This window comes from Paenibacillus terrisolis (genome assembly GCF_056171975.1).
The window spans coordinates 282,310-308,800 of sequence record NZ_JBKFGG010000005.1; the positions used below are offsets into that span (position 1 = coordinate 282,310).

At 46.3% G+C, this 26,491-nt stretch carries 39 protein-coding genes; 34 read left to right on the forward strand and 5 right to left on the reverse strand.

What is annotated here, in order from left to right; all coding sequences use genetic code 11:
• Positions 1-336: 336 nt before the first annotated feature.
• From ACI48K_RS06545 to ACI48K_RS06580, 8 genes are all read left to right on the forward strand, one after another.
• Positions 337-675 (forward strand): CPBP family glutamic-type intramembrane protease, encoded by a 339-nt coding sequence (locus ACI48K_RS06545; protein WP_475026969.1) that lies wholly within the window; start codon positions 337-339, stop codon positions 673-675.
• Between the two features lie 43 nt (positions 676-718).
• Positions 719-1,258: an N-acetyltransferase family protein gene (locus ACI48K_RS06550; protein ID WP_475026756.1), complete on the forward strand. Its 540-nt coding sequence runs from the start codon at positions 719-721 to the stop codon at positions 1,256-1,258.
• A gap of 49 nt (positions 1,259-1,307) precedes the next feature.
• The gene (locus ACI48K_RS06555) at positions 1,308-1,565 is read left to right on the forward strand and encodes a hypothetical protein (protein ID WP_475026757.1); all 258 of its coding nucleotides are present in this window, start codon (positions 1,308-1,310) and stop codon (positions 1,563-1,565) included.
• Positions 1,566-1,600: 35 nt separating this feature from the next.
• A complete protein-coding gene (locus tag ACI48K_RS06560) occupies positions 1,601-1,756 on the forward strand; it encodes a GNAT family N-acetyltransferase (RefSeq protein WP_475026759.1) in 156 nt (51 codons plus the stop codon).
• Between the two features lie 99 nt (positions 1,757-1,855).
• Positions 1,856-2,578 carry a hypothetical protein gene (locus ACI48K_RS06565; RefSeq protein WP_475026760.1) on the forward strand — a complete coding sequence of 241 codons (723 nt, stop codon included), beginning with the start codon at positions 1,856-1,858 and terminating at the stop codon, positions 2,576-2,578.
• A gap of 23 nt (positions 2,579-2,601) precedes the next feature.
• A complete protein-coding gene (locus ACI48K_RS06570; RefSeq protein WP_475026761.1) occupies positions 2,602-3,333 on the forward strand; it encodes a metallophosphoesterase family protein in 732 nt (243 codons plus the stop codon).
• On the forward strand, positions 3,320-4,561 hold the full coding sequence (locus ACI48K_RS06575) for a GNAT family N-acetyltransferase (RefSeq protein ID WP_475026762.1): 1,242 nt from the start codon (positions 3,320-3,322) through the stop codon (positions 4,559-4,561). Before ACI48K_RS06570 ends, ACI48K_RS06575 begins: the two co-directional genes overlap by 14 nt.
• A gap of 37 nt (positions 4,562-4,598) precedes the next feature.
• Positions 4,599-5,117 (forward strand): hypothetical protein, encoded by a 519-nt coding sequence (locus ACI48K_RS06580; protein ID WP_475026763.1) that lies wholly within the window; start codon positions 4,599-4,601, stop codon positions 5,115-5,117.
• A gap of 93 nt (positions 5,118-5,210) precedes the next feature.
• On the opposite strand, the gene ACI48K_RS06585 is transcribed toward ACI48K_RS06580, so the two are convergent.
• The gene (locus ACI48K_RS06585; RefSeq protein WP_475026764.1) at positions 5,211-7,376 is read right to left on the reverse strand and encodes a carbohydrate-binding protein; all 2,166 of its coding nucleotides are present in this window, start codon (positions 7,374-7,376) and stop codon (positions 5,211-5,213) included.
• A gap of 149 nt (positions 7,377-7,525) precedes the next feature.
• Between ACI48K_RS06585 and ACI48K_RS06590 the strand changes: the two genes are divergently transcribed.
• The 6 genes from ACI48K_RS06590 to ACI48K_RS06615 all read left to right on the forward strand — a co-directional run bounded on the left by ACI48K_RS06590 (position 7,526) and on the right by ACI48K_RS06615 (position 10,808).
• Positions 7,526-7,987, forward strand: a complete 462-nt coding sequence (locus ACI48K_RS06590) for a DUF5316 domain-containing protein (RefSeq protein WP_475026765.1) — start codon at positions 7,526-7,528, stop codon at positions 7,985-7,987.
• Positions 7,988-8,005: 18 nt separating this feature from the next.
• Positions 8,006-8,485: a DinB family protein gene (locus ACI48K_RS06595; protein ID WP_475026766.1), complete on the forward strand. Its 480-nt coding sequence runs from the start codon at positions 8,006-8,008 to the stop codon at positions 8,483-8,485.
• Between the two features lie 22 nt (positions 8,486-8,507).
• The gene (locus ACI48K_RS06600) at positions 8,508-8,897 is read left to right on the forward strand and encodes a hypothetical protein (protein WP_475026767.1); all 390 of its coding nucleotides are present in this window, start codon (positions 8,508-8,510) and stop codon (positions 8,895-8,897) included.
• 112 nt (positions 8,898-9,009) lie between these two features.
• A complete protein-coding gene (locus ACI48K_RS06605) occupies positions 9,010-9,660 on the forward strand; it encodes a nucleoside/nucleotide kinase family protein (protein WP_475026768.1) in 651 nt (216 codons plus the stop codon).
• A 55-nt stretch (positions 9,661-9,715) separates the two neighbouring features.
• The gene (locus tag ACI48K_RS06610; protein ID WP_475026769.1) at positions 9,716-10,222 is read left to right on the forward strand and encodes a hypothetical protein; all 507 of its coding nucleotides are present in this window, start codon (positions 9,716-9,718) and stop codon (positions 10,220-10,222) included.
• A gap of 13 nt (positions 10,223-10,235) precedes the next feature.
• Positions 10,236-10,808 carry a histidine phosphatase family protein gene (locus ACI48K_RS06615; protein ID WP_475026770.1) on the forward strand — a complete coding sequence of 191 codons (573 nt, stop codon included), beginning with the start codon at positions 10,236-10,238 and terminating at the stop codon, positions 10,806-10,808.
• Here ACI48K_RS06615 and ACI48K_RS06620 read toward each other — a convergent pair.
• Complete coding sequence (locus ACI48K_RS06620) at positions 10,712-11,116, reverse strand: dihydrofolate reductase family protein (RefSeq protein WP_475026771.1); 405 nt, start codon at positions 11,114-11,116, stop codon at positions 10,712-10,714. The two genes, ACI48K_RS06615 and ACI48K_RS06620, sit on opposite strands and share 97 nt — an antisense overlap.
• A 74-nt stretch (positions 11,117-11,190) precedes the next feature.
• Here ACI48K_RS06620 and ACI48K_RS06625 point away from each other — a divergent pair, with 74 nt between their 5' ends.
• The 9 genes from ACI48K_RS06625 to ACI48K_RS06665 all read left to right on the forward strand — a co-directional run bounded on the left by ACI48K_RS06625 (position 11,191) and on the right by ACI48K_RS06665 (position 17,247).
• Positions 11,191-12,354: a copper amine oxidase N-terminal domain-containing protein gene (locus ACI48K_RS06625; RefSeq protein WP_475026772.1), complete on the forward strand. Its 1,164-nt coding sequence runs from the start codon at positions 11,191-11,193 to the stop codon at positions 12,352-12,354.
• A 54-nt stretch (positions 12,355-12,408) separates the two neighbouring features.
• Positions 12,409-12,639 carry a hypothetical protein gene (locus ACI48K_RS06630; RefSeq protein WP_475026773.1) on the forward strand — a complete coding sequence of 77 codons (231 nt, stop codon included), beginning with the start codon at positions 12,409-12,411 and terminating at the stop codon, positions 12,637-12,639.
• Positions 12,640-12,646: 7 nt separating this feature from the next.
• Positions 12,647-13,327 carry an HAD family hydrolase gene (locus tag ACI48K_RS06635; RefSeq protein WP_475026774.1) on the forward strand — a complete coding sequence of 227 codons (681 nt, stop codon included), beginning with the start codon at positions 12,647-12,649 and terminating at the stop codon, positions 13,325-13,327.
• 89 nt (positions 13,328-13,416) lie between these two features.
• On the forward strand, positions 13,417-13,683 hold the full coding sequence (locus tag ACI48K_RS06640; protein WP_475026775.1) for a hypothetical protein: 267 nt from the start codon (positions 13,417-13,419) through the stop codon (positions 13,681-13,683).
• 312 nt (positions 13,684-13,995) lie between these two features.
• Positions 13,996-14,685 (forward strand): DinB family protein, encoded by a 690-nt coding sequence (locus tag ACI48K_RS06645; RefSeq protein WP_475026776.1) that lies wholly within the window; start codon positions 13,996-13,998, stop codon positions 14,683-14,685.
• 169 nt (positions 14,686-14,854) lie between these two features.
• Positions 14,855-15,709: a helix-turn-helix domain-containing protein gene (locus tag ACI48K_RS06650; protein WP_475026777.1), complete on the forward strand. Its 855-nt coding sequence runs from the start codon at positions 14,855-14,857 to the stop codon at positions 15,707-15,709.
• Positions 15,710-15,886: 177 nt separating this feature from the next.
• Positions 15,887-16,345, forward strand: a complete 459-nt coding sequence (locus ACI48K_RS06655) for a hypothetical protein (protein WP_475026778.1) — start codon at positions 15,887-15,889, stop codon at positions 16,343-16,345.
• Between the two features lie 14 nt (positions 16,346-16,359).
• Entirely contained in the window at positions 16,360-16,860 is a 501-nt protein-coding gene (locus tag ACI48K_RS06660) for a GNAT family N-acetyltransferase (RefSeq protein ID WP_475026779.1), read from the forward strand.
• Between the two features lie 81 nt (positions 16,861-16,941).
• Positions 16,942-17,247: a phosphoribosyl-ATP pyrophosphohydrolase gene (locus ACI48K_RS06665; protein WP_475026780.1), complete on the forward strand. Its 306-nt coding sequence runs from the start codon at positions 16,942-16,944 to the stop codon at positions 17,245-17,247.
• A 208-nt stretch (positions 17,248-17,455) separates the two neighbouring features.
• Here the strand turns inward: ACI48K_RS06665 and ACI48K_RS06670 are convergent, their stop codons facing one another.
• Positions 17,456-18,040, reverse strand: a complete 585-nt coding sequence (locus ACI48K_RS06670) for a DeoR/GlpR family DNA-binding transcription regulator (protein ID WP_475026781.1) — start codon at positions 18,038-18,040, stop codon at positions 17,456-17,458.
• Between the two features lie 120 nt (positions 18,041-18,160).
• Here ACI48K_RS06670 and ACI48K_RS06675 point away from each other — a divergent pair, with 120 nt between their 5' ends.
• The 11 genes from ACI48K_RS06675 (at position 18,161) to ACI48K_RS06725 (ending at position 24,509) form a co-directional block, all read left to right on the forward strand.
• A complete protein-coding gene (locus tag ACI48K_RS06675) occupies positions 18,161-18,685 on the forward strand; it encodes a mycothiol transferase (protein WP_475026782.1) in 525 nt (174 codons plus the stop codon).
• A gap of 20 nt (positions 18,686-18,705) precedes the next feature.
• Positions 18,706-19,371 carry a zinc dependent phospholipase C family protein gene (locus ACI48K_RS06680; protein WP_475026783.1) on the forward strand — a complete coding sequence of 222 codons (666 nt, stop codon included), beginning with the start codon at positions 18,706-18,708 and terminating at the stop codon, positions 19,369-19,371.
• Positions 19,352-19,858, forward strand: coding sequence for a DUF6886 family protein (locus tag ACI48K_RS06685; RefSeq protein ID WP_475026784.1), 507 nt, complete (start codon positions 19,352-19,354; stop codon positions 19,856-19,858). Before ACI48K_RS06680 ends, ACI48K_RS06685 begins: the two co-directional genes overlap by 20 nt.
• A gap of 20 nt (positions 19,859-19,878) precedes the next feature.
• The gene (locus tag ACI48K_RS06690) at positions 19,879-20,634 is read left to right on the forward strand and encodes a class I SAM-dependent methyltransferase (protein ID WP_475026971.1); all 756 of its coding nucleotides are present in this window, start codon (positions 19,879-19,881) and stop codon (positions 20,632-20,634) included.
• Between the two features lie 42 nt (positions 20,635-20,676).
• The gene (locus tag ACI48K_RS06695) at positions 20,677-21,345 is read left to right on the forward strand and encodes a hypothetical protein (protein ID WP_475026785.1); all 669 of its coding nucleotides are present in this window, start codon (positions 20,677-20,679) and stop codon (positions 21,343-21,345) included.
• Positions 21,346-21,418: 73 nt separating this feature from the next.
• Entirely contained in the window at positions 21,419-21,874 is a 456-nt protein-coding gene (locus ACI48K_RS06700) for a GNAT family N-acetyltransferase (protein WP_475026786.1), read from the forward strand.
• 41 nt (positions 21,875-21,915) lie between these two features.
• Positions 21,916-22,410 (forward strand): GNAT family N-acetyltransferase, encoded by a 495-nt coding sequence (locus ACI48K_RS06705; protein WP_475026787.1) that lies wholly within the window; start codon positions 21,916-21,918, stop codon positions 22,408-22,410.
• A gap of 36 nt (positions 22,411-22,446) precedes the next feature.
• Positions 22,447-23,289, forward strand: a complete 843-nt coding sequence (locus ACI48K_RS06710) for a cyclase family protein (RefSeq protein ID WP_475026788.1) — start codon at positions 22,447-22,449, stop codon at positions 23,287-23,289.
• A 33-nt stretch (positions 23,290-23,322) separates the two neighbouring features.
• Positions 23,323-23,760 (forward strand): N-acetyltransferase family protein, encoded by a 438-nt coding sequence (locus tag ACI48K_RS06715; RefSeq protein ID WP_475026789.1) that lies wholly within the window; start codon positions 23,323-23,325, stop codon positions 23,758-23,760.
• Positions 23,761-23,844: 84 nt separating this feature from the next.
• Positions 23,845-24,054, forward strand: coding sequence for a DUF4177 domain-containing protein (locus tag ACI48K_RS06720; RefSeq protein WP_475026790.1), 210 nt, complete (start codon positions 23,845-23,847; stop codon positions 24,052-24,054).
• Positions 24,051-24,509: a GNAT family N-acetyltransferase gene (locus ACI48K_RS06725; protein ID WP_475026791.1), complete on the forward strand. Its 459-nt coding sequence runs from the start codon at positions 24,051-24,053 to the stop codon at positions 24,507-24,509. The genes ACI48K_RS06720 and ACI48K_RS06725 overlap by 4 nt, the downstream gene beginning before the upstream one ends.
• Positions 24,510-24,603: 94 nt before the next feature.
• Here the strand turns inward: ACI48K_RS06725 and ACI48K_RS06730 are convergent, their stop codons facing one another.
• Complete coding sequence (locus ACI48K_RS06730) at positions 24,604-25,077, reverse strand: YhjD family protein (protein WP_475026792.1); 474 nt, start codon at positions 25,075-25,077, stop codon at positions 24,604-24,606.
• Positions 25,074-26,333 (reverse strand): DNA polymerase IV, encoded by a 1,260-nt coding sequence (locus ACI48K_RS06735; RefSeq protein WP_475026793.1) that lies wholly within the window; start codon positions 26,331-26,333, stop codon positions 25,074-25,076. Before ACI48K_RS06735 ends, ACI48K_RS06730 begins: the two co-directional genes overlap by 4 nt.
• Positions 26,334-26,491: the final 158 nt, after the last annotated feature.

The window sequence follows — 26,491 nt, forward strand, 5'->3', positions numbered from 1 at the left end:
CCCCGGCGGTTAGAGGTATAATATGGAAGAGACTTTACCGGGAAAAATTGGAGGGATGTCATGTGCTTCGCGTTGGGGCTATCGCTGCTGCTAACTTTCGCATATAAGATCGTTGAGGTCATTACCGGAAAGATATTATCGGCGAGGCTGGCAAAATACAGTACCTACATATGGGCTTTTCTTGTTGTGCTTTTACTTCCTCTTTTCGAGGATAACTACATATTCAGTTTGCCAAATCATCTAAAAAGCGCAATGCCGGCTTTTCTGGTGGTCTTGTTCGTAAATTATTTGATATCACGATATTCGGGGTATAATCCTGTCGGCCGGTTTTACACGATGAATTTTATATTTCTTTTTCCGGTCATTGAAGAAATCCTCTTTCGAGGATTGATACTTCCCTACTTGAATCAATATTTAAATTTGACAGCTTTTATGCAAGTAATATATATGCCGATTACATTACCTGTGCTAGTCTCCGCATTGCTTTTTGCGATTTGTCACTTGCAGTATTATAAATTATCCCTTCAGAGCGCCCGGTTTTTGTTGTTTGCATTTTTGGGCGGAATTATTTTTGGCGCCATAACGGATTTGACCCATTCGATTTTGTTCTCTATTTTATTGCATATGGAATTTAATATGTTAGCCGTGCATTTCGCGAAAAAGTCCAGGTTCTGACTTCCGTAACGTTCAGTTGCTTGAAAAATGAGGTGCAGCATACGTGATCATTCATTCCAAAGATTTTCTCGTGCAGGATCTTAAGTACACGATACGTTCGGCAGTCCTGGCCGATGCCAACGAACTCTCGAAATTACGCCTGCGGATCGACGGAGAAACGGAAAACATGGACAGGGAGAGCGGGGAAGCTTTCATCGATCGGCAAGGTTTCGAACATTTGATTCGGGCGGATACGGAGCATCCCAGGAATTTATTTTTAGTCGCCGTCACCCAAGACCGGATCGTTGGTTTCTCCAGGTGCGAAGGGAGCCATTTGAGCCGGACCTCTCATATCGTAGAATTCGGAGTATGTGTTTTGCAAGAATTTTGGGGGCATGGCATTGGCAAAAATTTGCTAAGAGAATCTATCGAATGGGCCGATGCTCAAGGCATTAAAAAAATGACGCTAAAGGTTCTGGAGACGAATCAAAAAGCGATTCACCTGTATTCCAATCATGGATTTGAGATTGAAGGGATACTCAAAAAAGATAAATATCTATCGGACGGGAATTATTACAATACGATCGTGATGGGAAGGTTCTGATTTAATAGACGGACGAAAACAGACATAGAATTCATAGGCAGGTGCAATGATGTCAACGGCTACCGTTCGGACCGTGCGCCATGAAGAATTGGCGGAACTTTTAATGCTCTATAGGCATCTTCACCAAGACGACCCCGTCATGGATGAAGAGGAAATCAAAGATTTGTGGGATGAGATCATCGATGATCCTTTGACGAAGATCGTGGTTGTTGAGCATGGAGGCAAACTTGTATCCACTTGCGTATTATCGGTAATAAGAAATCTAACAAGAGGCGCAAGGCCCTACGGATTAATTGAGAAGTTGTAACGCATCCGAAACATAGGAAGAACGGGTTTGGCCAAATGGCCTTGAATAAGGCGACAGAATACGCTGAAGAGATGAACTGTTATAAAGTCATGTTAATGACCGGTTCGAAAAAAGAAGAGGTACATCGGTTTTACGAGAGCTGCGGGTTTGAAAAAGGGGTAAAAACAGGATTTATAAGAACTATCGAGTGATTTTTAGCTATCAAGAGGGAGGTTCTTACAATATGGCATTGACGAGGGAGTTAATGGAACAGATAACAAACAGAAGCCGTATACGAGAGGGCAAACACGATGAAGAATAAACGAAAAACTAGAGATCTGTTCTATGTGAACGGAAGCGACATCGAAGATAAATGCTTTTATTCTTACGGAATTGAATTTAACGAGTTTATGTCATGTGTCGACCATAGGCCTGAAAATCTAGTTTTGCTGAAACATGATTTCGGTAACGCGCAGTGGAATTCCCACTCCCGGTTTGATTACGTTACGTCCCAAGAAATAGACGAGCTAATCGAAGATGATGTCTGCGGGTATGGGGATTTTTGCTGGGTAGATATCCATGAGGAAGACCTTAATGATTTGACTAAATTCCAACTTGCGGAGCTATTGTTCTTTGGTCATTTTGCCAAGCCTTTAAATGAAGTGCCGAAGGACAGATTCGCTTATTATGCCCATGACGACGGATGGTTTAACAAGCTTTACGTTAGCCATTTGGAAGACTATGAGACTCTTCTGTCAAACGTCATTGTATCCAAACTGCGAAAGTTTACGAGGAAATCCGTGATCGATATTCCGAGCGATATCTCAAGCGTTCTTCTTGATTTGACTAAGGATGGTTTGTTTGTGGACTTTACCAAGATGGATAAAAGTGAGCACGAGCTGAAAATTCCCATAACCCTTGTTGGCAAATACAAAGATATGGACAAAATCGATGATATCAAGGAAAAGATTCCGGACTATGGGATATGGCTGGTTTTATCGAAAAAGATATGGAAGCTTATTGAAGAAGATTAATAAGGGGAATAAGGGGGGAGTTAATGACTTCCATCGCTGTAATTACGGATGTTCATGGAAATAGCCCAGGATTAAAAGCGGTACTGAATGATATCGGCCGTTCGCATGCGGAGCGAATCTACTGTTTGGGGGACGTTGTGGGGATAGGCCCGGACTCCAATCAGGTACTTGGGATGCTGACGGAAAGAGACGATGTATCATTTGTGCTTGGCAATCATGAAATAGCGATTTTAGCTGCATTTCACCATCAAGAGCCCCCGAAAGGGAATGAAGAGGAACGTGTACATCATGAGTGGTTAGCGCAGCGAATGGACCCCAAGTATATTGAACGGATGAGAAAATGGCCGATGCAGCTGGAAGAGTTCATTGAAGGAAGCAAAGTTTTGTTTACTCACTATCATCTTGACCCAAAGAACGGGTTTCGCCAAGTTGATCTTTCTCCGACAACGGAAAAATTGGATCAAACGTACGCGGAGACCCATTACAAGCTGGTCTGCTTCGGCCACCACCATGTTGTTCATCAGTTTGAATCCCTCGAAAGGACCTATTTTAACCCAGGATCGTTAGGTTGTTACGATAAACCATTGGCAAGGTATGGGATCGTAACTATTTCGAACGGCAAAATACATACCGAACAGCATGAGGTTCCCTACGATAATACGGCATTTTTGCGATCCTATGAGGAATTAAAGGTCCCCGAACGGGAATTTATACTAAGAATTTTTCACGGGGGCCAATACCATGAACCATTATAAAATCTACGGCGAGCCGCCCTATAGCAGCTTTTTGATCCATGGCGGCCCCGCGGCGGCAGGTGAAATGGCTCCGCTATCGAAGATGCTTTGCGGCACCATAGGCATTGTGGAACCTTATCAGACAAAGGGTTCCATCAAGGAATTGCTGGTCGAGCTGAAAGAAGTGATTGAAGAGACCGGGGCTGCGCCCGTTAACTTGGTTGGTTACTCGTGGGGGGCTTGGCTGTCTTTGATCTTTTCTTCGGTTTATCCGGAGTTGGTCCGTAAGCTGATTCTCGTAGGGAGCGGGCCGTTTGAAGACAAATATGTCCAGAAGATGAACCAAGCCAGAATCGGCAGGATGACCGACATGGACAAAATAAAGCTGGATGAACTTACGGAACAGTTAAGCTCGGGCGAAGGCGAAAGAACGCAAATTTTAAGCGAATTCGGAAAATTTATGTCAGGGTTGGACAATTATGACGCCGTGCCGGATGAATCCGATGATGTTCATCTGAACTTCGAACATTATCAAAGCATATGGGAAGAGGCCAGTTTGCTAAGAAAAAACGGCGAGCTGCTTGAACACGGAAGAAGAATAACCTGCCCGGTTGTCGCCATACATGGCACTTATGACTCTCATCCCTACACGGGGGTGATTGAACCTCTATCTCCAATCATTAAGGATTTCAGATATGAATTAATTGATAAATGCGGACATACGCCTTGGAAAGAGCGGCATGCGAGCAGCAGCTTTAAAGCCTTATTGCTTAGAGAGTTAAAAAAGGGTGACGGCATTGAGGAGATAGTTGATATGTCTTATCACATTAGAAAAGCTGAACCCGGAGACATAGAACACCTTTCCGACTTGTTTTACGATTTTATTTCCAGAGCTTCGAGCGTAGGCAAAATGCAAGAACAGTTAAAGGTAATCACCGAGGATAAAAATTATTATGTTGCGGTTGCGGATAATGGCGATAAAGTGATCGGAACCGCGATGGGAATTATTTGCTATGACCTTGTCGGAGATTGCGGAACTTTTATGTTAGTTGAGAATGTAGTCGTTGCCCCGGATTATCAAGGGCATGGAGTAGGCAAAGCCCTCATGGATTCCATTGAGGAGTTTGGAAAAGAGCATCAGTGCAAGTATGTGATTCTGGTATCCGAAAGCGCGCGCGAAGGATCGCATCAATTTTATCAAGCTATCGGGTACACCACGGATCAGAAGGGGTTCAAAAAGAAGCTGTAATTCAATTCTCTGAAACTGCCTTACAAGGAGGATTTTGATGAAATACGATACGCTTTGGCCGGTGATTGAGCGCTTGAAGAAGCACAACATTACATATGCTCTTGGCGGCAGCGGGTTATTGTTCTATTTGAATTTGGTCGATTCCATAAATGATTGGGATATTACAGTAGAATGTCCCAAAGAAGAGCTTATTGTCGCTATCGGGAATGATGATTGGTTTGAACAAAAAAGCGGAGATTACCCGTTTGCTAGCCAGTATCGGATAAAAATTCCGTCGCTTAATATCGATTTCATAGGCTACTTTGCTTGCCATACTGAAGATGGGGTAATAAATCTACCGGTTCATCATTTTGATACATGGGGTGGGATAAATATATCCAGCCCTGAAGTTTGGTATGTGGCATATCATCTCATGAATAGGGGCACAAAGGCGAATTTGCTTTTGAATTATATGAAAGCGAATCGGGAGAAAACGAATGCCTCATTGATCAACGACTTGATCGGAACGAATATTCTGAGTAAAGAAATGAGGCAAGAACTGCGTTCATTAATTTGACTTGCCGAAGAAATACGCAAACAGCGCCCCTGATAAATATGGGCGCTGTTTGCGTATTTCGGTTACGAAACGACTTTATCGGGACTACCCGGATTATCGATGGCTTGTCGGGTGATTCTCCGTCAACGGTATCTCGTTGTTAAAGAGGCGGTTGATGTCCCCGGCCAGTCTGAGATAGAAATCCGACGACAGCGAGACCCCATCGGCGTCCAACGTCAGGAAATACTGATTGTTCGGGATCATGGAGCTGTTTTCGGCAGCCTTAGCGATTGCGGTCCCCTCGTCGTATTCGTCGAACATCGCTACATAGCCTGTAGAAATCCCGAGGCTTTTCATATCGTAGGCTTGCCGCCACATGAAATCGCCGTGCAGCCGCGGGATTTGATTTGGCTGCGCTCCTTTATCCTTGTTCATATTGGACCAGGCAAAACCCGGAAAAATAACCGGCTGGTAATCGATGCCGTTCTGTTGAGTAAAGGTAAAGTCAGGTCCGTACTGCCACTGCTTGTAATGGTCAGCCCCGTCAAGCCCGCTGAAACGACCGACAAACCAGGGCGAAATCATATCCAGCGATTTGTAAACGTCAAGGAAACCCGGCTTGGAATCTTCGTTGCCATCACGCCAGTGGGTAGGCACTCCGCCGATGACATAATAACCTTGATTCTTGAACCAGCTGATCAGAGAAGCTGCTTCTTCGACGGTTCCCGGCCGATCGGTAAACCCGATGCCCCAAATGCAGACCACAGGCTTGCCGTCTTGCTTCGCATAAGCCGGGGAGGAGGTCAGGCGCATATTGTTAAGAACGTTGGTGTTCCAGTCATGCTCAACGGCTTGTACCCAATTGCTGGGGTTCATGCCCGTGATGTCATACATCACGTAAAACTTGCGGTCATAAGTCTCGGCCGCATTTTTGACCTTGACCGCTACGCTGTCCCGGTTCATTCTCCAGCCATCCGGTGCGTCGCTTGCGCTGGCGCCGAACCGTTGCAGGGCTGCGCCGCTGATATTGTAAGTTTTCATCCATTCGAAGTGCTTGTTTACCGTTTCCTGATCATAGGACGAGAAGAGCTTAGCCGGCTGGCCGTTGCCCAGATTTCCCAGATTGGTGGAATACAGCTTGGAATATTCGCGAAGATCCGGGTAAAGTTCAAAATTCACATTGGAGTTGGGGGTTGGAGCGCTGCTATTCTTCGACCAGTGAATCCATCCATTATTGGGAGAATCGTCGCCGGCGGCATTAAACCACCCTTGGTATCCGGCAAAAAGTTTCCCGACGACGTCTCCGCCGCTTGGAGGAGTAGGAGGATCTTGCGGGTCGGAAGGGGAGGCGCCAAACGCAAACCAGAGAATATTAAACAAATTGCCGCTGGCCCCGGTGAATTTCAAATACAAATCGTGCGTCCCGGTCACCGAGCCGATCGTCGCCGAATTGGTGACCCAATTTTGCCAGCCGCCCGTATTGGATACCGCGGAGGTTCCGACCAAGGGGCCGGTTAAACTGTCCAAACGGATTTCAATCGCACCTCCGTTTGCATTGCTTGCTACCCGCGCCTTAAAGCTGTTGGCACCGTTTCCAAAATCCACATCGTTAAAGGCGATATAATCCCCGTTATCGATAAAGGCGATATTTTGCCCGCCCTCGCTGGAGGACTCTAACTGAATGCCGAATTGACTGTCGTACCCGGAGGCGGCAATTTGGTCAAAAGCGGAACGCGTTGGCGTTGGATTCGGATCCCCGGGAGGAGGCGTCTCGGGCCCGTATACTTCCATTTCGGAGACCTGTCCGCCGGTTGCCCCGGAATTGACCGTGAAATTGATTTTGATATATCTTGCCGAAGTAGCCGGGAAGGTGATATCCGCCGTGTTAGTGCCCGAATGGAAGGTATAAACGGCGGAATTAACCACCGTACTGTAATTTGCGTCATCGTCGCTTTTCTGAACCGACAGGGTTTGAGTTCGATCTCCCCAAAAATCCGGCAGCTTAAGTTTTACTTGATCAACGGTATTCACGCTGCCCAGATCGACACGGATCCAGTTGGGATACGCGTTTGGAGTTCCTTCCCAATATGTCGCCTGATTACCGTCATTGGCATTTTGAGCAGTATAGACTTGCGTAAAGCTTCCGGCCGTAATCGGCTTGTTTAAGGCCAGATTTCCCGCCGCCGATACCGTGCTGGAAGGAAGAGAAAATGATGAGATGACCAGAACAAACCCGAGCAACCAAGCGGAAAAACGTTTGACTTTTATCGTTTTCAACATCAATACCCTCCTTGTATTTTAAAAGTAGATAAAAACTCATGCTCTTATGAAACGCTCCGCGTACACCTGCCTCCTTTTTAATCTCAATTTGGAAAATTAAGGATCTCAATCATCTTTACCCGATTCGGCCTCCTTTCACGCGGATATATATGGAATATCGGAAATTATGGTTAAAAATGTTATTTTTCTCTGAACTTCCAGTCGATTACCCAATGGTCTGGGTGCTGGGGATTCACAATGCGAGGCTATCGCGTTTCAGTTGGGAAATGTATAATCATGGAGGAAGCAGGGAGCTTCCGTTCAAAGGAGTGATTCCTATCATAAAATTGCTGGTTGGGGCCATGCTGAGTATCATCGTTGCCATATTCATAGGACTTATTGGCGATTGGGGTTTGGCGCAAAATATAACTGCAGGAATCGGAGCCGTTGCGCTGATATTGGCGGGAATTCTTTCGGGAGCATTTATTAGCGGAGATCGCTCCAGAGCCAATGAGAGTATTGAAACGGTAGAGGACAAGAAATTTAGAAGCAGGTATTCAAACGCGTTATTTTTATTTGGGCTGCCGTTTCTGATAGCCGCAATTGTCATTTATTTGCTAACTAAGCAATAGGAAGGGGATTCCGGAAGCATGTTGAAACTCTTCGAGTATAACTGGCAAGTGCGGGATGATTGGTTCGTTTGGTGCGAAGAGGTGCGTGAGGAAGAGTTGCTGAAGAAACGCACAGGCGGTCAGGGAAATATTCTGCAAACGCTCTATCATATCGTGGATGTCGAGTATTGCTGGATCAGCGGGTTGCAAGAAACGGAGCCTCAAAAACTTGAGTTTGAGGATTGTGCCAACGCGCAAAAGTTGAGAGCTTACTCAACGCGCTGCCGCACGGAAATCGCTCCCTTTATCAACTCCTGGGACGGAAGCAAGGAGACCTGTATTTTATCCGATCAAGATGACGATTCAGGCGAGCGGGAGTGCTTCAAATTCGGGGAAGTCATGAGACATGTGATCGCCCATGAGATTCACCATATCGGGCAACTGTCGGTATGGTCGCGGGAGATAGGCAAGCGGCCGGTTACCGCAAACCTGATTCGCAGGGGCTTGTTTGATCTCTGAAAAAATTTTGAGGAGGGGGAAAATGAAAAAGACATTTTTGATTTTTCTGGGCTGCGCGCTTCTTTTGTTGGTTGGATGCGAAGCAAAAGGGACGTCGGAACAGAAGGTAGACGTCACTCATAATCCGACTGCCGAAGAAGTGCTGGCCCTTAATCCGGATGCCAACATCTTTATGTATTCGGACGTAATTTATAATTCGGGCGTTGATTGGGTCGATGAATTAGAGCTTACAAAAGATCAATTTGTAACGGAAATCCTAGAGCAAACGGGAGATCCCAAGAAGTTTGAAAATGGGTCGGCCAACATATTAAAACCGGGGACAAAATTGTTTAGCGTCAAAGAAAGAGGAGATATCTTAATCGCTGAGACCGAAGCAGGCGATCTCAGATTCTATCAGTTGGTTGAAGGCTGATGGAAATGGGTGCTTGAAATCGGGGAATTCCATGATATGATATTGTCTAACAAGGAGCAGATCTAATGATTTTAGATCCGCTCCTTGATTATTTATGGGGAAAAGGTGTTGTATGAAGAAACCATTTGTAGTTGCGATTAGCGGTCACTCCGGATCGGGGAAAAGCACGATCATTATGGAATTGGCCAAAATTTTGCCCTCATGTGCGACCTTGTTTTTTGATGATTATGCGTCGAAGAGCAACTTCCCGGAGGACATCCTGTCGTGGATTCAAGGCGGAGGCGATTCGAATGTGGTGAGAACACCACTGCTTCGGGAGCATTTATCTCGCCTGACCCGAGGAGAATCGTTGTTCCTAGCCAAGAGGAACGGATGGGCCCGGGAATACGGTATAACGGCACAGGAAGAGTCCCTCGAGATTAGACCGGGAAATCTGATTTTGCTAGAAGAACCGTTTGGAAAAGCAAGGGATGAAGTAGTGGAATATATAGATATGGTGATTTATTTGGATGTCAGCCCGGAGGTTTCTCTTGGCCGCAGAATACATGATTTAATTAAACACTTAAAGCATGATCCGGAGGTTCTTGTGAACTTGCTGGATCATTTTTTATCGGACTATTTATATGGCGGGGTAAGGGAAATGTATTTGCTGAATGGCGCTCGGGTAAAGGAGCATGCCGACTTCGTAGTTCAGGGAAATACGGAATTAAGCCGTATCGTAGAGCTGATAAGAAATGAAATAGTAAAAAATATGAAATCATAGGGAGAAACAGGGATGGTATAATTAGGCAGAGTCTGCAAAAGAGAAAAGGTGAGACATGAGCCAATTAACAGGAAAAATCCTTCTCATTTTCATAGTTTTTGTTCTTGCCGGAGTCTGTTTTTTTTACGGTCGTGATGTGATTCAAAGTTTTGACGGGGAGTTATTCAGCCATTCGGCGGTTCCTCTGGAATCGTCTGTCTCATTTCTTGTTTTGTTGATAAGTATCGGCTTAATTCTTGGATTTTTGGTTGAAGGGAAATCAATATTAAGCGCAATCTTTATCTGGTGGCCAATAATCCATTTTTTTATTTTGATTTTGTGCATAGCTATTGGACAAGCCTGGCAGATTGCACTTGGAGTAGCCCTGTACTCCATGATAGTCATACCGATCAATATGATCGGCGAAGGCATTTCGTTAGGTTTTCAGGCGAATCGGCTGCTATTTCGCAGAGATCAAAATGAAGGCTTGGCGAGCTTGATCGGATTAATTCTCAACGTTTTGATTCTCGTTTATGTTTTTATCGAGATTTCGAAAGATTATCTTGCGAATCTATTTATGTAATTCAGGAGGCATCGTGAAAACCTACATATACATGATAAGGCATGGCGAATCGCCGAAGCTAAACGAAAACGAAAGAACCCGTGGGCTTACGGAAAAGGGAATGGCGGATGCCAGCAAAGTTACCGAATTGCTTAAAAATAAAAGTATTGACGTCTTCATCTCCAGCCCGTATCGGAGAGCCGCTTTAACCATCGAAGAACTGGCAGGATTATCCGGAAAAGAGATACTTGTCTATGAAGATTTACGGGAGCTCGTATTTTCGGGTGAAGATACGATCATGACCGATAAGGAATTGTATCCGATTGTAGAGAAAATGTTCTCCGATCCGGACTATGCTTTGCCCGGAGGAGAATCCGGCAGGGAATGTTTGAGTCGCGCTGTTGCTGTTTTAAAGGAAGTTTTGATGAAATATAAAGGGCAAAAAATTGCCTTAGGCACTCATGGAATGGTAATGACCTTGATGATGAGGTATTTTGACAGCCGTTACGATTATGATTTTCTGATGAAAACTTCAAAACCCGACGTATACAAGATGGAATTTGAAGAAGAAAAGCTTATAGAGACGCAAAGATTATGGGAAACATAACTTTGCATTATGCCGTCGCCGATGGAGTTGAAGTCAAGCAGCTTGATTTCCTTGTATTCGGCATGATCCGGGTTCAGCAGCAACTGAGTGCCTTTGCCTTCCAGAATTGGCGTGTAGTTCAGAACCAGTTCATCGACAAGTCCTGCTTGCAGGAAGGTATCGTGCAGACTTCCACCACCTGCGAGCACAGCGGTGGTGTGGCCTTTTGATTCCAGGTAAGCAAGAGCTTTGATATTGTTAACTAACTTTCCAAACTGCGGGCTTACATCCGTTGCTCGTCCTATTGTATAATCATGGAAGAAGCTCATACCTTAACGACCTAGTCCCCCAATAGAGCTGTATTTAAGGGCTGGGCCGTTTTTATGTTTAGGAGGAAATGTTGATGAACAAATGGGTTCAATATCGTCTTAATAAATGGATTCCGGCGGCTCTAGTTTTTGTTTTGCTTTTCTTGGGATTTCAACAATCCATCGTGCAAGCGGATTCACCGCTTACCTCTACAGACTTTTATCGGGCATATCTTAACGTAGACGCGGTCACTGAAGCCAAAGATAACGGCCTCAGCGAAAAAGTGACCGGCTTCTTGTCCTCGAAGGATTCCCCATTGGATGAGAAGGCGGCGGTGATTAACGCTTTATATGCTTCGGGCCAAACATGGGAAGAGAAGGACCTTGCTTCCAAATATGCGGCTTCCGTGTACGGAAAAACGCTGGATTCCTTGGATATGGAAGCCTTGAGAGCGGACGAATTTTTTGTCCTTGGATATATGAAAGCTTTGGACCACTATTTTACTCCGGATTTGGACTGGTTGGCCCAAGCGAAAAAAGAAATTCCAGGCAGCATGACAATCGCGCTCATTTACGCGCTTACCTTGTCCCAACAAAATATGGAATGCAGCTGGAATAATATCGAGCAGGTTCTTTCCGATAAAAAACTCCAGAAGGATATCCGGCAGGATGCCATCGATATTATCGTGGATTACATGAAACTGTACGAGGGCGGTTCATGTCAAAATCAGGCCGAGCCGCCGGCATCGCCTGATTCCAAGCTGAACAACGTTCTTAAACAGGCCGTTGTGCTTTCTGTCGGCAACCCCCATGTTCTTGATAAAGAAACCAAAACAACAATTGATCCAGCGTCGGCCAGTGTCGTTCCATATGTTAAAAATGGAAAAACAATGGTTCCGCTGCGCTTTATATCCACCGCGTTTGACACGCAGATTCATTATGATTCGCAAAAGCATGAAGTAGTCGCCCAGCACAGCAATCAAAAAATTGTGTTTAGCGAAAAATCATCCACGGTCTCGATTAATGGTTTTGTGTATTTAAAGAACACGGCGATTGAAGCGAAAAACGGCCGCGTTTTTGTGCCGCTGCGAGTGGTTACGGATGTTCTGAAAAAGAACGTTTTTTATGAGCAGGGGTTAATCATCATTACCGATTCCTACGCTTTGGATCCGCGGAATCCGGAAGATGCGCAAATCGCGCAGCAAATCAAACTTGAGCTGCTGTTAAATGAGGCCGATTCGACGAACCCCAAGGAATAGCGTTTCATTTGGCGGGAGAACAAGGCTTTGTGATCTGAAATTGAGGAGAGCGGCATGGACGAGATTTTTGAATTTCTATTCGGCCCGGTTTTCGACAAGATCTCCTTGTGGTTTAAAAAAATCAGGGTCAAATGGATATTGGCGTCTCCGGGCAGAGAGTTGCAGTGGTTCAGTATGTACAAGGGAAACAAGCAGTATCGCGCCGCTTTATTAAGCGATGAACATCCTCATGAGGAATTTTACTGCATATTGAAAATACGGGAGTCCATTAAACAGCAAGGATGATGACGGAATGAAACCATTTGACATCGTGAGTCTGGACATGTTTCAAACCTTAGTAAATACGGACTCGAGAATCGAGCATATCTGGAGGCCGATTTTGAAGGACAGCTATACGGCCGGATTCGCCCAGGAGTGCGCCCGATTATTGCTGGATCATTTTTTTGAACATTGGGTAAAGCTTAAGGAACCCGGACGGTTCTACCTCATGAAAGAGGTTTATGCCAGAAGCTTCGCAAGTGTATTTGAATCCATGAATTTGTCATACGAGCCCGGCGCGGCCAATCAAATTTTATTTGATGAGCATACGCGGTCCGAATTTTATGAGGATACGGCGGAATTTTTGGACAGGGTTACGCAAAAGTACAAAGTCTGCATTGTCAGCGACGCGGATGACGCAATGGTGCCGCCGTTTTATGATGATTACGGAATCCGAATTTTCACCTCGGAATATTACCAATCTTATAAAAATGACGAGAATAACACTATGTTTAAAGAATTGTTGGCATTTTATAAGACGGCCCCGGAAAAAGTGATTCATATCGGAGATTCGGCCGCTGATATTTTGGGGGCAAAACGCGAAGGGATAACGACCTGCTGGCTGAACCGGGATAAGAGAGCCTGGGAGCATGAATTGAAGCCTGATTTTGAGATAACGAGTTTAAGCGATTTGGAAGGGATTGTACCTTTTTGAGCTTTTGCAGATGCATGGAATTAGAAAATGTTTCCTTGACACGGGAACATACATTCGTTATCTTAGGTGATAGATGAGAGGGCGTTGTTATGAAGATTGTAACGGCTCTTGAGCATTATGAAATGCTTATTGACGAAGGAAATGATCCTGTTCATGACCTGCCGTTATTGCAGAAATATATGAACGGCTGGGACGGCCCTCTTTTTTTCGATGCGATTTCTCCCCGAGATAAGACGTTGTTGGACATTGGGATTGGTACCGGGAGGATCGCCAAAACGATTTTAAACGCAGGCTGTCGGTCCCTGGTTGGAAGAACGGCGGAACATTCGTTTTATATCGGCAAGTCGGGACGATGAATGGCTTGTGTGCAACGATCGCAAAGTTAAGGTGTATCCCGTAAGCACGGATGAATATATAAGCTTGTTTCGAGCTGCGGGTTTTCAACTGGAGTCCGTGCAGGATACCGAGAGTAAATTTGCTACTATTTTTGTTGCGAACAAAGCTCAAAATTAAAAACCGGAAAAGATATTCGATCAACCCATGACCCAGCCTAAGATAAAAGGAGCTATCTATGGCTGGGTCGTTTTGTGAAAATAGGAACATATAGAGATGGGTTGGATGGATGGAAGGCGCAGCGGAAGATATTATTTTTGAAAGCAGGGATGACGATGGATTTAGAGCAAAGGAAGCTTTGGAACCATAATCACAAAAGATTAACGGACATCATCCTAAAGCAGGCGGAACATGAGAATGCGAGAGGGCTCTTTTTGAGCCAGCATGCCTTGCTGTACTCTTCGGAAATGGAATCTGCTGAGGTGAAGACGTTGGAGGATGAACTGGTCCATGATTTGACGGAGGAGATGTTTCGCAAGTACCCTGTTGTAACCCCGGATACCAAAAATTCGATTGCCTGGCATCTTTGGCATATTGCCCGTATCGAAGACATGACCATGAATGTGCTCATTGCAGGCGGCGAACAGATATTTCTTTCCGGAGGTTGGGCGGACAAGCTTAGCATTGATTGTCCGAATACGGGAAACGGCATGTCCGAGGAAGAGGTGGCCGAGCTCAGTTCCCGTATTGATCTGCCCGCTCTGCTTTCATATCGCTTGGCTGTTGGGCGGCAAACGCGTGAAATCGTAAAATCCTTAGAGACGGGTCAGTTTAAGCAGAAGGTAGATCCTGCGAGAATCAAAAAACTCTCTGACCGGGGCGCGGTTAAGGAGGAAGCCGGCTGGCTGCTTGAATATTGGGGCGGCAAAACTCTGGCCGGACTTATTCTGATGCCAGCGACGAGACATAATTTTCTGCATCTCAATAAGTCGATTCGCATTAAGAGCAAGCTTCAGAAGAAATAGGATAGTCGAGTTGAAGGTAGATGGACCGCCGTTGGGACTAAACGGTAGGAAAGAATACTTGGGTGGATTTTGAAAAATTGTTAACTGCGCACTTTAGCAATAAATGTCCTGTACCCTGAGCGAGGGCTTTCTATAATGTAGATAATCGTTGCAACGAGGAGCAGTGGTAATGGGGCATATCGAGTATCTGCAAAAAACGATCGATTATATTGAAGAAAATCTGGATAGACCGATTTCCATTGACGAATGTGCTCGTGTCGCCGGATTTTCGAAGTATCATTTTCACCGGTTGTTTGGGGTGTTTGTTGGTCTTCCGGTCATGGAATATATACGAAGAAGGCGTTTATGCCATGCTATGCTGGACATCTTGAACGGAAAAAGAATCATAGATATCGCCATGGAATATGGTTACAGCTCTGAACGTTCGTTCAGCCGGGCCTTTTTGCAGGAATTCGGGCAGATTCCCAGTCGCTGCCGAAACGGCAGATATGAGATTCCCCCAAAACCGATATTGTCCCATTTTTTAAATCCATTACAAGGAGGATATGCCATGGATTATTTAGGCGAAGTTACGATTACGGATTTGAGCACGATGACCGTAGCAAGCGCAAGCAGAATAAGTAACAATCCGGAAGACGAGGTTATCACTTACATGACGAACTGGGCGGACGAGAAGGGAATCGGGCTGCATTCAAGGAGATTCGGGTTTGATATTCCCGTCTCGGAGGAACAGCAAAAGCAAGGCTTACGGGGATACGAGTATTGGATCACCGTTGATGGAAACCAGCCTGTGCCTCAAGATGTAACGATTAAACATGTGGAAGGCTGCAAGTATGCTGCTCTAAGAATTACGGAGCCGTTTATCGATCCGTTCGAGCGGATTCCGGCAGGATGGAAGAAGCTTGTGAGCTGGGTGCACGCCAAAGGCTATAAGACCTCGTGCGATACGGAACGGTATTGGCTAGAAGAGGCGATTACGACTGATGGCACCACGGTTATGGACATTTATTTCCCCATTGAATAGGGTGGATTAAGGTCTACCGCTACTCGATAGTCCCGTTGTATAATCATGGAAGAAACTTAGCCCTTTAAACCGCTCCGGTCAAAGATCTGAGTTATCTTTGGCCGGGGCTTTCTTAATAGCCCGGATTTGCGAAAAGGTGTTCGTTGTTTTGAAGTAACCATATAGGGGGAGAGACTTATGCGGATGCCTCGAATATGGGGGTGCTTGCTGGGATTCGTTTTAATGACCGGCTGTTATAACAAGGATCAGTCGGGGCTACAACAGAGTCCCGCTAATAGCATGGCGCCTATCTTTTCTACTCGTTTGAATACGATGGAACCCAGTCATGCGGAAGAAGTTGCGAAGTGGCTTGCAGCATCGCAGCAGGAGGCAAAACCAAGGCAATTGTTTGTGTACTCCATTAGCGACCATACAAGCGAATACGATTATGAATATGTCTACGGCAAGGGATTCAAGGATTATGAGGTTTCGTTGATTTATACGGAAAAGAACTCAGGCAGCCACGGTATGCTTCATGTCGCCGGCTTATCGTATGACGAAGCGGCCAGCAGCTTTGCTAAAATCAAATACAAGAAAGCTTTGGTTGAAGGGATCATCTTGTCTGAAAAATCGGTAGATGATCTGATCACTGAATGAAGGGAGGCTTATGTATGGGTTTATTTCAGTTTTATAAAATGACCCCGGAAGCTGCCGCTTCCATTGCCGATTGGACCTATGAAGAGCCTTACTCCATGTATAGTTTGGATGGAGATCCGGAGAGTGTTGCGGAGCTGCTGAATGGCGATTACTATTATGCTTTGAACGACGACAATCAGTTAGCAGGGTTTATCTGCACGGGAAATTCGGCCCGGGTTCCCGGAGGTTACGGCATCGGACTCTATAGCAGCGATGACCGCCTTGATATAGGTTTGGGTTTAAATCCAAGATGGGCAGGTCAAGGACATGGCCTTCGTTTTTTGGCCGCCAGTCTTCAATTTATCGGCGACCGCTATCAAACCTCACATTTCAGGCTGGTTGTTACCACTTTTAATGAACGGGCGATCAAAGTATACGAACGCGCCGGGTTTGTTAGGGGAGCGACCTTCAAAAGCTGGGTCCAAGACCGGGACCTGGATTTTATCGTTATGAAACGTTCATCGTCGGATGTATAACTGTGGAATAATCAATATCATACATACCTCGTTTGACACAAAGAAGTAGTTGACTGGAGAAAGGTTTAGAAATCCATGATCATGTACAACAAAGCTATACGTGATAAGGTCCCTCAAGTCATAGACCGTACTGGAAAAAAATATAAAACGCTTCAGCTTAGCGATGAACAGTTTCTGCGTGCACTGAAAATCAAGCTGCAGGAAGAGCTTGATGAGTTTTTGATAGAGGAGGACGTACGCGAGCTTGCGGATCTTCTTGAAGTCGTCTACGCTGTTGCCGGACTCAAGGGAATCGCTCGGGAACAACTGGAGCAGTTGCGTCTCGATAAACGAAGCAAAAATGGCGCGTTTGAACAAAATTTATTACTTGTCGAAGTAGAGGAGTAATGGCATATTTCCATATACACCGATCCCCTGGGACGGAAATATCCAAGGGGATCGTTATTTTTTACACTATCTGAGCTGACCTGAAGTTAATTGACTTCCTGTTCCGCAACGATAACATCAACTCCAAGATCCTGGATCCTTCTCAGTTCCTCTTCCAGAGCTTTCCAATCCGTGATCAAAACATCAAACCTGGCGGCATCCGCTACCTTTAAGAGACCATGAACCCGATTTTCGGGTTCGGGACGAGTGCTACGTTTTTACGGCTGTTTTCAATTAAAGCTTGCTGAAAGGCTGCGGTTTCGGGCGTGCCGTTGCTGAGTCCAACCTTGGCCGAGAAACCGGCTCCCGTGATGAAGTTGATGTCGAAATTCAGTTTTTTGACGAATTCGACGGCTAAAGCATCCCGGCAGTTTCCGCGGCTTCTCAGCTTTCCGCCAACCATAAAGACATCGATGTTTTCCTTGGATTTCAACTCGTCGGCAATGATGATGGAGTTGGTGACAACGGTATAGGGCATGCGGGAAGGAAGATATTTTAGCATAAGAAAGCCTACCGAAGCACTGGTAATAAAAATCGTATCGTTTTCTTGAATGAGCTTGCAGGCTCTTTTCGCAATCGCATCGTAGCAGGGGTTGATCTCTTTGATATCGCGCACGGTCCAGTCATCCGGGGGTTTTATTCCCACTTTCGGCAAAAGGATCGCGCCGCCGTGCGTCCGTTTCAGCAATCCCTTCTCTTCGAGAATTCTCAAATCTCGGCGGGCCGAATCTACCGATGAACGTGAAGAAAACACTATGTAACAATGTTTAAAAAGGCGCAATCAGGGTTTATGAACCAATGGGTTGCAAGCGGAAAGAAGAGTCCGGGCAAATCAATATAATACGAAAATAATCAAGAAAGGGGCGATTTTGCCGTGGCGGAAAAAATATCCTACATTAAGGGCCTGGAAGGTTACACTCCGGAAATCGGAAAGTTTGTCACTATGCTGACGTATGTTCGTTCCACTACGTTGAAGATGGTCGGCGGACTGAAAACGCACGATCTTGATTACTTGATTGACGATAAGGCCAATTCCATCGGCGCTTTGTTGTCCCATATTGCCTCGGGAGAATTCCTGATCGCAACCCGGACGTTTGAGGACAGGGATTTAACTCCGGAAGAATGGGGCCAATGGGAAGCGGCTTTGATGCTTGGCGAACAGGCAAGAACCTCGATCAAGAATCACGAAATCGAATACTATATCGATCAATTGGCCCAAATTCGGGAAATAACTCTTTCAAGATTTAAAACGGTAAATGACGCTTGGCTTTACGAAGAGCTGCTTAACGGGGAGAAGGCCAAAAACAAATACTTTAACTGGTTTGAAGTGCTGGAGGACGAACTGCATCATCGTGGACAAATCAGCCTGATTCTCAACCGTTTTTTGAAAAGGCGGTAAAATTTAAAGGAGGCTACGCTTTGGCAACCTGGATGACTCACTTTAGAATAGCGGATGAACTGTTGAAATCAGGGCTCTTGGTCAGCAAAACCGAGTTTCTGGTAGGAAACATCGGGCCTGATTGCGGCTTGCATTCGGAATCGGAAGGGCGATTTAATCCGCCTAAGGAGATCACCCATTTTATGACGGAAAAAGTGATCGACGCGGAGCTTTTTTACGACCGGTACCTTAAGGATCATCAGAGGGAGACCGACTTAAAGAAAAAATCCTATTACATAGGGTACTATGTCCATCTGATCACAGACCGGGAATGGAGCAAACTCCATGGGCGGAAAAAGCAAGAAGGCGTGTATCGGCCAATCTGGAATACGCCGGAATATCCGCGGGCGGTTAAGGAAGATTGGTATGGTCAGGACTTCTTATATTTGAAAAACCATCACGAGAACATTTTTATGGATCATTTTCAGCACATCGACGGATTTCCGGAATACCTGGATATTTTCCCCGACGGGCAAACCTATGAGCAAATCAGGAATATTACCAGCTTCTATTTGACGGAGTCCCTTCCCGAGGATTATCAGTTCACCTATCTTTCCGCAGCGGAGGTTCATGAATTTGTTGAGCAAACGGCGGAATTAGGCAGGGAAATATTGGGGGCACGCAATCATGAAACTCTATCACTTTAGCGATAATCCTGATATTGCCGTTTTTGAGCCAAGAAAGATATACGACCAGTCGGAAGCGAAGGTATGGGCGATCGACGAGTTTCATGCACCTCATTATTTTTTCCCGCGGGAGTGCCCCAGAATTTGCGTCTGGCCCAAGGAGGATACCTCTGAAACGGATTTGGATCTGTTTTTTGGTTTGTCCCGGACCAAACGAGTGATCGCCATCCAATCCGACTGGTACGATCAGGTTCGGCAGGGCCACATTTACCGATATACGTTTGACCCGGAGGGATTCGAATTGGACGAACCTAATGCGGGCTATTACACGGCGACCTCTGCGGTTGTACCAGGTAAAATGGAAAAAATTGATGATCTGATCACGGCTATTTTGGATGAGTGCATCGAGCTGAGAATCATCTCTTCCTTAATTCCTTTACGAGATCGGATTCTGGCTTCGACCATCCAGTTCTCGATGATTCGGATGCGGAACCTGGAGTCTAATTAATGAGAGAATGGGTTGATACCATGTATGCAACTTACGGAGAACTTTGCACGGAAGTCTATGAACTGAGCAAGCCGGTTGGGTTCAGCTACGGCGATGTTGAGTATTATGCCGAAAGATTGAAAGAAGTGAAGGGAAAAACGCTGGAGGTAGCCTGCGGCTCCGGCCGAGTTCTTGTTCCGCTGCTGCAATCGGGCATTATGGTGGAGGGAATCGATAATTCCCCTTTGATGCTTGAGTCCTGCCGAAAGACCAGCAAGAAACTTGGACTTGATCCGGTTGTGTACGAGGGCGACATGTCCGACTTTCATCTGGACGACAAATATGGGGCTATTATCATTCCCGGAGGCTCCATTCAGCTTATTGAAAACAGAGAAAATTTCATGAAAGCGCTCAGATGCTATTATCGTCATTTGGAGGCGCAGGGAACCTTTATGGTTGATATATTTTTGCAAAGCGATTTCGATATGAACTCCATAAAAACAAGATCCTGGGAGAATCTGAGAAACGAAGTAATTACGTTGGAAGAAAAGCGCATTGAGGTTAATTTCGTTGAGCAAAAAGCAGTTTCGCTGCTTAAGTATGAAAAGTGGTCGGAAGGAAACCTGGTCAAAACGGAGCTTCAGCGTTTTCCCGTGTGTTGGTACGGTGTTCAGGAATTCAAATTGGTTTTGGAAAGCGTTGGTTTTACCGATATTGTCATTTCGGCGGATTACCAATATGCGGCCGCGCCTTATCATGCGGACCATATGATCACCTTTGAAGCGAAGAAACGGTGATGTCGACTGTATGGCGATTTTCATATGAAAGGAGGAACAAAAATGAAAATTCTTGTGTCTCAACCTAAACATGAGGAAGGACTTGAACAGCTCAGAGAAGAGTTGAACCGCATACCGAACCTAAACGCCGCTATTTATCCCGAAGGTTATGTTAGAGATGCCAATGGCGTGGCTGAATTTAAAAAACTCGCCAAAGAATATGACGTTTTATTGATTACGAGCTATTTGGACGACAACAAAAAGGACCGGCCGCTCATTATCGATCAAACGGGTGAAATCGTTCTGGAACGCGCCAAAACCCCCATGAACGAACATTTATATTCGCCTTCGGTGATCCAAAACTCCGGGTATAACATTGGATACTTGCTGTGCGTCGAATTGCTGCTGGGCTTGGACGGTTTGGAGACTCAGGCGCCAAGCCTCGATTTTATAACTCATCCCATTGGCGTGGGAATGTTCAGCGATGGGCAGTTTAACGAATGGATTCAAGAAGCGTCCCAAATTGCGAGAAAATACAGAGCCATGATGATCGGAACCAGCCACGCGGACGGCTCCTACCGCAATTGCGGAATTTCGATTCCGATATCCTATTGGATAGATCATAACGGAGAACCGGTTTATCTATCCAAGAACGATACCCGAAGCCGGATCTTGGATCTGGAAACGAAGCAATACGAGATTTTGGAAGCGCCGGACTTACGGATGGGATGATTTGATTTCGTCAATTACCAACTTGGTGGAGATAATCACAAGCCTGCTGACCAGGGAAAGGAGCATTACGGCAATGGAAATCAGATTGCTTCATGCCGATGAAAAGCCGCCCATGGATTTACTGCTTTTGGCCGATCCTTCAGCGGAGATGATAAAAGGTTATTTGAGCAGAAGCCAATGCTGCATAGCGATCCAAGCTCCCGCCGAAATCATCGGGGTATATGTTTTGCTCGAAACTCGGCCCGAGACCATGGAAATCGTCAATATCGCGGTGCGAGAAAACTTTCAAGGAAAAGGAATCGGAAAGCAGCTTGTCGACCATGCGATTGACCATGCCAGAAAGCATGGGGTTAAGACTCTGGAAATCGGTACCGGCAACTCAAGCATCCAACAGCTTTCGTTATATCAGAAATGCGGATTTCGCATCACCGGAGTCGACCGGAATTTTTTTGTGAGGCATTATGCGGAAGAAATCTTCGAGAATGGTATTCGGTGCATCGATATGATTCGCTTAAGCCTTCATTTATAAAGGCCAAACGGATTTACTCTTTTCTAAGGGGATAGAAGGCAGTGGAAGATTTTATAGTTCAACAGGGCGATGCGGACGGCGCGATTCGTATTATGCGGGAGGTTGCGGAGTGGTGCCAGTCAACCGGCAAAAATATGTGGAACTTGGATGATTTGATTAAGGATAAGCTGATACGGGGGATAACAGAGGAGAATTTTTATATTGGATCTGTCCTGAATGATCCTGTGGCAGCAGCCATACTGCAGTGGAAAGACCCTGTTTTTTGGCCGGAGATCGGTGAAGGTGAATCCGGTTTTCTTCATAAGTTATGCGTTAGGAGGAGCTATTCGGGCCAAGGGTTATCAAAAAAGATGGTTGAATTTGCCATGCAGGCATGCAGAACTCGAGGAGTCCCCTATTTAAGATTAGATACGGGGTGGAGCAGAGATAAGCTCTGCCGGCTATACGAGAGCATGGGGTTTGTCCGGGTCGGCAAAAAAACGGTCGGAGACCGGGACTATGCTCTGTATGAAATGAGACTGCTGGAGGGAATTTAAATGGTATTGTAGGACGGACAGGAGGGGGAGAACTCCATGAAATGGCTAATATACGCCATTTTTATCATCATGTACCTGCTGGTTTCTTTCTTTGGCATGGGTCCCGTTTTGTTCGCGGACGGATCGCTTGCGGAAAGAATGAAGACGCTGGTCGTCGTTTTGGTCATTTATGTCGTTCTTACCCTAATGCTTCGTTGGGTCATTTATAGGGGGATTAATAGATTTCACGCGATTCTGGTAGGAAAGGAGCTGCCCATGATTATCGATCTGACACATCTTCTTATAGACAAAATGCCGGTATATCCGGGGGACGCCGAAACGGAGCTGCTTCACTCCAAACATCTACGGCAGGATCATTATAATAACCATCATTTATCGATCAACATGCATGCCGGCACTCATATCGACGGACCGATGCATTTGACGGAGTCTCCATTATACTTGAGCGATTTCCCTCCGGAATCATTTATTGGCGATGGGTGCGTGCTGGATGTTTCCGGGGAGGATCGGATCGATTATAAAGAAGAATACGAGTCCCTGATCCAGGATCGGCAGATCGTGGTTGTGCATACGGGGCACGGCAAGCTGTACGGGCAGGCGGAGTATTTTGCGAAGTTTCCCGTGCTTACGGAAGATTTTGCCGATTTATTGGTAAGGAAACGAATTAAAATGATAGGCCTCGATACGCCTTCCCCTGATGAATATCCTTTTGCGATCCATAAATATTTGTTCGAAAGTAAAGTCCTCATTGCTGAAAATTTAACCAACGTGGAGGAGCTGCTGAGGGTCAAAGCTTTTGAAATCATCGCTCTGCCGCTTCGGATCAAAGCCGATTCCTCCATTGCCCGGGTTGTCGCTCGCGTGAAAGAGAACGGCTGATATCGATATCAAAAATGAAAGCGAGTGTGCAGTATGGTTACTATCAAGCCGATCGGTTTTGAAGATTTGCCCGATCTCTGCCTGCTGTATAATGAACTGATTGAGGGTACGACGAATTATGACAAGCTAGTCTCTGCCTATCAATCTATCGTGGACAACGACAGCTACATGATTTTGGGTGCTTACGGCGAGAAGGGCCTTGTCGGTTCTCTCATGGGGATCGTTTGCCAGGATTTTGTTGGGGAATGCAAGCCGTTTATGGTCATTGAGAACGTGATCGTTTCGAAGCGGGCACAGAGACAAGGGGCCGGCACGAAGCTGATGCTGGAAATGGAAGCCATGGCCAAGGAGCTGGGCTGCTATTACATGATTTTTGTTTCAGGCGGACAAAGAAAAGAAGCTCACCAATTTTACAAGAAATTAGGATTCCGCGACGAGAAGGTAGAAGGCTACCGTAAGCATTTCCACTAAACCAAGAAAGAGGCGTACGATGAGAATTGAACATATTGCGATTTGGACGAACGAGCAGACCTTATACGGAAAGGAACATGCACCATGGAACAATGGGAATATCAAACGTTAAAATTCAAAACCGGCGGATTTTTGGGAGGGAAAATAGACGAAGGTGAGTTCGAAAGGGAACTGAACCGTTACGGCCAGCAGGGCTGGGAGCTGGTTTCCTGCTTTGACACCAGCCAGAGCCAAGGAGCCTCCCGGGATATCATTGTGATATTTAAGAGAAGAGGGGGAAGCGTGCCGCAATGACAATGACCGACTTGAAAAGAACGGTTCCCGGCGACCCGGATTTTGGGCGTTTGATCGAACAGCTGGACCTGGATCTGTGGAGCCGGTATCCGGATACGCAGCAGAACTTTGTTCCCTTTAACAAGATCAAGCTCGACGCCAAGGTTGTGGTTGCTTATCTGGACGGCCATCCCGCCGGATGCGGGTGTTATCGGGAGATGACTGACCCTGACGTCGTTGAAATCAAGAGAATGTTTGTGCTGGACAACGCAAGAGGCCGGGGAATCGCGAAAGCCGTACTCACCGCTCTCGAAGCGTGGGCCAGGGAAGAAGGCAAGCGGCGGGCCATTCTGGAGACCGGCCTGAACCAACCGGAGGCTGTAGGGCTGTACACGAAATTGGGGTATAAGGAAATCGACCGGTATGAACCTTATGTCGACAGCGAAGCCAGCCTCTGTATGGGGAAAGAGTTATAAACAGGCTTAATTTATATGATCATAGAAACCCGGGAACAATAGCGATCGGAAGAACATTTCACACGGCTAATCTTGGCGGAATCGTTATTTAAACTTATGGAGCTTCATGGGACAACCGCTCCACGATTTCTTTAATGTATTTGGACAAGCGAATGCTGATCTCCGAGCGTACAACGTCGCGAACGATGCCAAAACGCTCCTCGTAACCTCTGCAAATAAACCGGTGGTAGACGATCAGATCTACCTGTTCGTCGCTGAAGACTTTAATGTTGCGTTTGGCAAGCTCGCGCCGCAGCCGGTATAAATCGTCGCTGATTTTACCTTTGACCACCCGGCCCGCAGTGAGATAAAGCTGCTTCAAAAGATTGGCGTTGTTCTCAAGGTCGTCGATGCTTTTTTGAACCATGCTCAGCATGTAGGGCAGCAGAATATAATCGCGGATCATAACCAGCTCATCTTCCGTAGGGCGCTGGCCTATCTGGGGGCCGCTGCGGTGTTCGTACTGCTCCTGATGTTCGGTGAGCAGCATTTTTGATTTCCAACGCTCATTGCCGTCCAGTTTGCTCATTTGTAATGACCTCCAATCTGTTCCGCTCTTTCCCGGGCTACACCGGATTCCAATAAAGACGAAGCTCTCATGATGGCGTCGCTGCCGTATCTGTCCTTAATTTTGTCGGCGGCTCGCTCCAACCCGTAGGCTTTAATCCGATCTTCAAAAAGAGTCAGTTGAAGCACGTTGTCGTCCGACAACTCCGAAAGGGAAATGTGCAGATGGCTTATCGGCATACCCTGCCAATATTTTTTGAAGATTTGCCGGGCGGCCACCGCAACCTCCGAAGAGAGGGAGGTAGGATGCTGAAGCGTGATTTGCCGATGGAACGATGAAGACCGTTGTCCATTGCTCTCTGCGGCTCCCACGGATACGACCTGGCCGAGGTACCCCCATTTTCGGCAGCGGCGGCAAACCTCGACGACCAGTTCCAGCAGGACGACTTCAATATCCGAAAGACGATGATACAGGCTGCTTCGGAGGGCTTTGCCGTGGCTGACGGATTTCAGCTTGTTGCGGATCCCGGAGACGACCGGGCTGGGATCGATCCCCCGTGCCGTTTGCCAATAATATTCGGCCTGAATATCGCTTTGCTTTCCCATTTCATACCGCATGCGCCGCTTAAAATCCCTCAGTTCCAAACGTGCGATATCGCCGATGGTGCGCAGACCCATCCGGTTGAAATGCCGGGTCATCCGCGATGCCGCCATAAACAGATGGTTGACCGGCAAAGGCCATAATTCGGATTCCATATTGCTGTTGTCCAGTCTGAAAATACCCTCCGGGCTCTTTTTGGCAAAATTATCGGTGGCCATCTTCGCCAATACTTTGGTAGGGCCAATTCCGCACCGGGTCCATACCCCCGTCGATAAAAGAACCCGCTGCTGAATTTGGCGGGCCATTTCTTCCGGCGGGCCAAAGTAAGCGATGGAGCCCGTCACGTCGAGAAACTGCTCGTCAATGGAATAGGGTTCGACCTGATCCGTGAACGTTTCGAAGATTTGGGTAATAAATAGAGATACCGTAATGTAGGTTTGCATTCGCGGGCGAATTACGGTCAAATCGGGACATTTGGAAAGAGCTTCCCCAACCCTTTCGGCGGTTGTGACTCCGCGGGCTTTGGCGAGGGGACAGGCCGCCAGAATAATGCCCGACTTCCGGCTTGGATCGCCCACCGCAACCGGCTTATCTCGCAGATCCGGATGAGCCGCTTTTTCGATCGAAGCATAAAAGGACTGGCCGTCAATTAAAAAAATCGTGCGTTCACGGGACATGATGTTCACTCCTGCTTGTCGTTAAAACCGAACGTATATTCTCATTATATACCGAATGCATGTTCGCTATGCAATGGTTAATTGTCCCAATTGCCGCTTGCGGCGGGGCTTTTGCGGAAAAAAGCCGCGAAAGAAGTCGATGGTGATTTTTGCTATAA